The 6595-nt window shown below is 31.8% G+C and carries 4 protein-coding genes and 1 tRNA gene; 2 read left to right on the forward strand and 3 right to left on the reverse strand.

The features are described from left to right. Together EV145_RS12910 and EV145_RS12915 are read left to right on the forward strand one after the other, a co-directional pair. Positions 1-2418 (forward strand): ABC transporter permease, encoded by a 2418-nt coding sequence (locus tag EV145_RS12910; RefSeq protein ID WP_133525601.1) that lies wholly within the window; start codon positions 1-3, stop codon positions 2416-2418. A 1-nt stretch (position 2419) separates the two neighbouring features. Continuing rightward, on the forward strand, positions 2420-4843 hold the full coding sequence (locus EV145_RS12915) for an ABC transporter permease (RefSeq protein ID WP_133525602.1): 2424 nt from the start codon (positions 2420-2422) through the stop codon (positions 4841-4843). Positions 4844-4922: 79 nt separating this feature from the next. Here EV145_RS12915 and lpxA read toward each other — a convergent pair whose 3' ends face one another. The 3 genes from lpxA to EV145_RS12930 all read right to left on the reverse strand — a co-directional run bounded on the left by lpxA (position 4923) and on the right by EV145_RS12930 (position 6591). Next, positions 4923-5696, reverse strand: a complete 774-nt coding sequence (gene lpxA / locus EV145_RS12920; RefSeq protein WP_133525603.1) for an acyl-ACP--UDP-N-acetylglucosamine O-acyltransferase — start codon at positions 5694-5696, stop codon at positions 4923-4925. Between the two features lie 64 nt (positions 5697-5760). Then, positions 5761-6324 (reverse strand): Crp/Fnr family transcriptional regulator, encoded by a 564-nt coding sequence (locus EV145_RS12925; RefSeq protein ID WP_133525604.1) that lies wholly within the window; start codon positions 6322-6324, stop codon positions 5761-5763. A gap of 181 nt (positions 6325-6505) precedes the next feature. Continuing rightward, positions 6506-6591, reverse strand: a tRNA-Leu gene (locus EV145_RS12930). Positions 6592-6595 lie beyond the last annotated feature (4 nt).

The following is a 6595-nucleotide window of genomic DNA, read 5'->3' on the forward strand; positions in this document are numbered from 1 at the left end:
ATGCTGAAAAACTATACCAACATATTTATTTACCGCTTAAAACACAACAAACTTTTCTCTTTTCTTAATATTTTAGGATTGTCAATAGGAATTGCCGGGCTGATTTTTGCTCTGCTTTATTGGAACGACGAACAAAATTATAATGCCTGGAATCCTGAAAAAGACAAAGTATATCAGGTTTTGGTTCAAGTAACCGATATGCCCGCCTGGTCAGATTGTGCCTTATTCCTGAAACCGGCTTTAGACAAAGATCCTAATATCGAATCTACACTATATGCTGATTACTGGTACCAAAAGGATAAAATCATTTATAAGGAAAAAAAGGAATTTGTAGATAAAATTATCAATGTCGAACAAAATTTCTTTTCTTTTTTTCCTTTTGAAATTATTCAGGGCGATACAATTTCAGCTATAAAAGATGATTCCAGCATTGCTATTTCAGATATTACGGCTAAAAGGATTTTTGGAAATGAAAACCCAATTGGAAAACAAATAAAATGCTTTGACCAGCTGTTTTCTGTAAGGGCTGTGTATCTTATTCCAGGAAATTCTTCGATTGCGCCAAATGTCATCATCAATAAAATGAAGGAAATAACAACTTCCGGAATGATGAATCCGTTTATTTCAAAGTTATTATTAAAAGTAAAAGACCCTTCAAAAATTGATCTTACAAGACAAAAACTCGAAAGACTCTATAACCACGATTTTATTACACGACTTGCCAAAGAAGCCGGTTTTACACCCGAAGTTATGGCTAAAAAAGTAGGTTATTTTACGGTTATTCTTGAACCTTTATCAGAAGCCAGATTACATTCGGTAGCAGATGGTTATCCTGAAACGCGAGGAAATTATCAGTTTTTGATGATCATGATGGGTTTGTCTCTTTTGATTCTCATTTTGTCGATTGTTAACTATATCAATCTCGCCACTGCAAACGCAGTAAAGCGAGCAAAAGAAGTTGGAGTTCGTAAAATTTCGGGAGCTTCTAAAGGCGATATTATCATTCAGTTTCTTTTTGAAACTATTTTAACAACCAGTTTCTCCATTTTACTGGCGTTGGTCATTGTAGAACTTGTTTTGCCTTATTACAATAACTTTTTAAACAAGAATATTATACTTCTCGCCAGTCAGTTTTATATGCAATTGGTTCTGATTTTTATCATTACGGTTTTGGCTGCTGGATTATTACCGGCAATTTACATCGCCAATTTTACAACTTTTAAAGTTTTGAAAGGAAATTTTGAAAGAAGCAAAAATGGTATTTGGCTGCGTAACGGAATGCTTATTCTTCAATTTGCAATTGCTGCTTTTTTTATTATCGGTTCTAATATTGTATATCAGCAAATTAAATATTTACAAAATAAAGATCTTGGTTTTAAAGGCGATCAGGTAGTCTCGGTTTGCCTAAATTTTCCATCAATTGAACATCAGTCGGAAAACGCAGAACAAATTATTTACAATAAATACAGTATCATAAAACAACAGCTGTATAAAATTAAAGGCGTTCAACAAGTTTCAACCGGTCTTATTTCTTTTGATGGTTCAGATAATTCTATCTCCGCGGTTTTGTACAATAATGAACTTTTTAAAGAAAGAACAATCAATTTAGATTATGGCATGTTTGAAATGCTAAATATTAAAATAATAAAAGGCAGAGATTTTGATAAAAAAATAGCGTCTGATACCGTTAATTCAGTAATAATAAATGAAACGGCTGCAAAACTAATGAATCTTAAATCGCCCCTTGGGAAAGAACTTGTGATACGGGAGCAAAAATTAAAAATCATTGGCGTCGTCAGAGATTTTAATTTATTGAGCCCCGAATTAAAAGTGCCACCAATTGCTTTTCATCATATTAAAACCTTTGATATGGCGCATAATATAAATAAAGTTTACATAAAACTAAACGCTGACAATTTGGAAAACACCATTGCCAATATCGAAAAATTATGGTCGAAAGTCGATACCGAATATCCGTTTCAATATGATTTTGTAGACAAACAATATGCAAGAACTTATGAAACTTACTCCAAACAAAAAAGCTTATTTTCAGTCCTTAATATTGTCGTAATTCTAATTGCTCTTTTTGGCTTATTTGCACTTGCATCTTATTCGATACAACGACGAATGAAAGAAATCGCCATTAGAAAAACGCTTGGAGCTGAAACAAATGTGCTGCTAAAAGAATTATCGAAACAATATGTCTTCTACTGCATAATAGGTTTCGTAATAGCGCTGTTTCCTGTTTATTATTTATTGAATAAATGGCTCGAAAATTTTGCTTTTAGAATAGACATCAGCATAATTCCATTCGTTTTAGGATTTTTCATTTTATTAATTCTAACATTAATAATTGTTCTTTCAAGAGCTTATGCTGCAACAAAAACAGACATTTTAAAATATTTAAAATACGAATAAAATGCTAAAAAACTGGACTAATATATTTATTTACCAACTTAAGAATAATAAGTTATTTAACGCCCTGAATGTTCTGGGATTATCGATTGGAATTGCAGGATTAGTATTCGCTTTACTTTATTGGAACGACGAGCAGAGTTATAATGCGTGGAATCCAGAAAAAGAGAATGTTTATCAGGTTTTAGTACAGCTGACTGATATGCCTGTCAGTACCGATAATACAGTGCTATTAAAAGCGCATTTAGAAAAAGACCCCAATGTAGAAAACATTGTTTTTGCCGATAGCTGGTATCAAAAAAGCAAAATAATTTATAAAGGAAAGAAAGAATTCGTTGATAAAGTAATCAATGTCGAAAGCGATTTCTTTTCTCTTTTTCCTTTTAAAATTACTCAGGGAAATGCTAACGGTGCATTAAAAGATGGCGCAAGTATTGCAATATCAGAAGATCTTGCAAAGCGCGTTTTTGGCAATGAAAACCCAATTGGAAAACAAATTAATTGTCTTGATAATTTGTTTGTAGTCCGTGCGGTATATCAAATTCCAGGTAATTCTTCGATTGCTCCAAACGTGGTAGTAAATCGAATGAAAGATCTTGCTGATCCGGCTCAAAGTAGAAGTCTGTTTGCTTTAAAAATACTTTTAAAAGTAAAAGATCGCTCAAAAGTAGAACAAACCCGCAAAATGCTCGAAAAAGCATATTATGATGATGTCATCGTGAGAGAGGCAAAACAAGCTGGGTTTACTCCTGAAGAAATGACAAAAAAAGTAGGACATTTTACAGTTTTCATGGAACCACTCTCAAAAGCAAGATTAGAATCTATTACAGATGGTTATCCTGAAGGTCGGGGCAATTATCAGTTTTTGCTAATTATGGCGGGACTGTCTATTTTGATTCTCATTTTATCTATCGTCAATTATATAAATTTGGCTACAGCAAATGCAATAAAACGCGCTAAAGAAGTCGGAATTCGCAAAATAATTGGTGCATCAAAAAGTAATATTGTACTTCAATTTATATTTGAAACTACCTTAATTAGTTTATTGTCGATCTTATTGGCTTTGGTAATCGTAGAATCGACTTTGCCTTATTACAATAATTTTTTAAATAAAAATTTAATGATTATTGGAAGCCAATTTTATTTACAGCTAATTCTAATTTTCATCACAACTATTTTTGTTGCAGGAATATTTCCTGCAGTTTATGTCTCTAATTTTGAAACCTTAAAAGTTTTGAAAGGTAATTTTTCAAGAAGCAAAAATGGTGTTTGGTTACGCAACGGGATGTTGATCTTTCAATTCGCAATTGCCACATTTTTTATCATTGGCTCAAGCATTGTATATCAGCAAGTAAAATATTTAAGCGATAAAGATCTTGGTTTCAAAGGAGATCAGTTAATTGCTATAGACTTAAATCTTCTTCCCTCAGATTACGAAGGAGAAAGTAGTGCCCAAAATATTTTTAACAAATACAGTACAATAAAGCAAGAGTTAAGCAAAATTGAAGGAGTAGAAAACGTTTCAACCGGACTTGTATCTTTTGACGGTGCTGACAATTCGTTGTCACCACTTTTATATCATGATGTACTTTTTAAAGCAAAACATATTGGGATAGATTTTGGAATGCTCGAAATGTTAAAAATCAAAATGGCAAAAGGTAGAGGATTCGACAAAAAACTCGCTTCCGATACTATAAATTCAATCATGATAAATGAAACAGCTGCAAAGTTGATGAACATGAAAAATCCGATTGGAGAAGAAATTTTGATTCGAAATCAAAAGCTGAGTATTATAGGAATTGTCAAAGATTTTAATTTACTAAGTCCCGAAGTTGCTGTTCCGCCTATGACATTTTATCATATAAAAACTTTAGGTATGGCCTCAGAAATGAATCGGGTATACGTCAAATTAAACGCGACAAATATAAACAACACGATTTCTGACATTGAAAAATTCTGGAAAACCAAAGTTGATACAGAATATCCTTTTAAATATGATTTCGTAGATAAAGAATACGCTCGGACTTATGAATCGTATGTAAAACAAAAGAATTTGTTTTCATTACTTAATGTTATTGTGATTCTAATTGCATTATTTGGGTTGTTTGCATTGGCATCATATTCGATTCAAAGACGCATGAAAGAGATTGCGATTCGAAAAACGTTAGGTGCCGAAACAAATATTTTACTCAAAGAATTATCCAAACAGTATATTCTGTATTGTATTATCGGCTTTTTACTTGCACTATTTCCCGTTTACTTCTTATTGAATAAATGGCTTCAAAATTTTGCATTTAGAATTGACATTACCATAATGCCATTCCTTGCAGGATTTATTATCTTGTTGCTTCTGACTTTAATAATTGTTTTATCACGGGCTTATTACGCAACTAAAGCAAATGTCTTGAAATACCTTAAATACGAATAGAACGTTATGAAAGTATTTTTCATCTATTTTTAATTCACATAAATACGAAGCCTTCAATACAAAATAGTGGAGGCTTCTTTTATTCCATAATTCCCTTTACAATTCCTCTTTTTGATGATTTAATAAAATTTAAAATTTCCTCTCTCACAAAAGTCGGCTCAAAATTCTGTTCAATTAATTCTAAAGCCTTTTTAGTATTTCTCTTTTCCTGAAAAATAATTCTGTAAATAGCTTTGATTTCTTCAATTTTCTTCAAAGAAAAATCTCTTCTGCGAAGACCAACAACATTTAAACCGGCGAATCGTAAAGGCTCATGAGCTACAGTTATGAAAGGCGGAATGTCTTTCACAATTCTGCTTAATCCAGTAATCATGGTATGACTTCCAATTCGGGAAAATTGATGCACAGCAGTGAGACCACTTACATTAACAAAATCACCAGTAACTACTTCACCAGCCATGCCGACACTAAAACCAATAATGCAATTGTTACCAATAAAACAATCATGACCAATATGAGCATTTGCCATAATTAAATTAGAATTTCCAATATGGGTTATTCCCTTTGTAGAAGTACCACGATTTATAGTAACATTTTCTCGAATGATGTTATTATTCCCTATTTCAAGCAAAGTATATTCATTTTGAAACTTTAAGTCCTGCGGAATTCCACCAATTACTGCTCCTGAGTGGATTTGGCAATTACTCCCTATTCTTGAACCACTTAAAATTGTAACGTTATTGCCTAACCAGGAATTATCACCTATTATTACATCATTTTCGATTGTAGTAAAATTTCCAAAGTGAACATTTTTTCCAATAATTGCATTTTTGTTTATTACAGTATTTTTCAATAGTACTTAATTTAATTATACAGCAAATATTGAAAAAAAGAAAATATTATTTTTTGACCTAATGTCAAATAATTGAAGCGCGAATTCGGCTTAAAGTTTCCTGACTAACTCCAATTAGTGAAGCAATATGTTTCAACTTCGCTTTTTTAATCATTTTAGGAAATGATTCTAATAGAAATAGATATTTTTTCTCAGCCGTCATTGCACGGAATAAGTGATTAAACTCATTTATTCTAGAAAGATAATGTCGAAGTTGTTTAAGATGAAAATTTAAGAATAAAGGAAACTCCAGTAAAAGTTGTTCATCAGAATAAGATAACGAATAGGCAACTGTCTCCTCGCAAGTCTGAAAAATTTCAAAAGAAGGCTTTTGTTCAAAAAAACTGCTCATCGAAGTTACGAACTGATTATCGGTATAAATCCACTTCGTAACTTCTTCATCATTTTCAAAACAAAATCTTCGAACAGCACCAGAACTGATGAAATAAATCTTGTCGCATATTTTATGCTCTCGGATAATAAACTCATTCTTCTTAAACTTTTCTTCAACAAAAAATCTCCGAATAGCATCTTCAGTCTCAGCATCTAACTTTTGAAAACTATTTATAACATTAATTAGGTCGTTCATAATTTGATTTCTAAGGAAACAAATTTATCAATATTTTCTAAGATGATAATTTAAAAGTCAATAACACAAAATTAAAATGCTTTTAAAACCTAATTAAGCCCACTTAAACTAAAATGTATTAAAAATCTGAAAGTTTATTCCAAAAAAAAACTTCAATTAGCAAAGCCAATTGAAGTTTTAGTACTCAGAGCGGGACTTGAACCCGCACGAACATTGCTGTTCACTGGATTTTAAGTCCAGCGTGTCTACCAATTTCACCATCCGAGCATTA

Origin of the sequence: Flavobacterium sp. 245 (assembly GCF_004362055.1) — a bacterium.
Lineage (GTDB): Bacteria > Bacteroidota > Bacteroidia > Flavobacteriales > Flavobacteriaceae > Flavobacterium.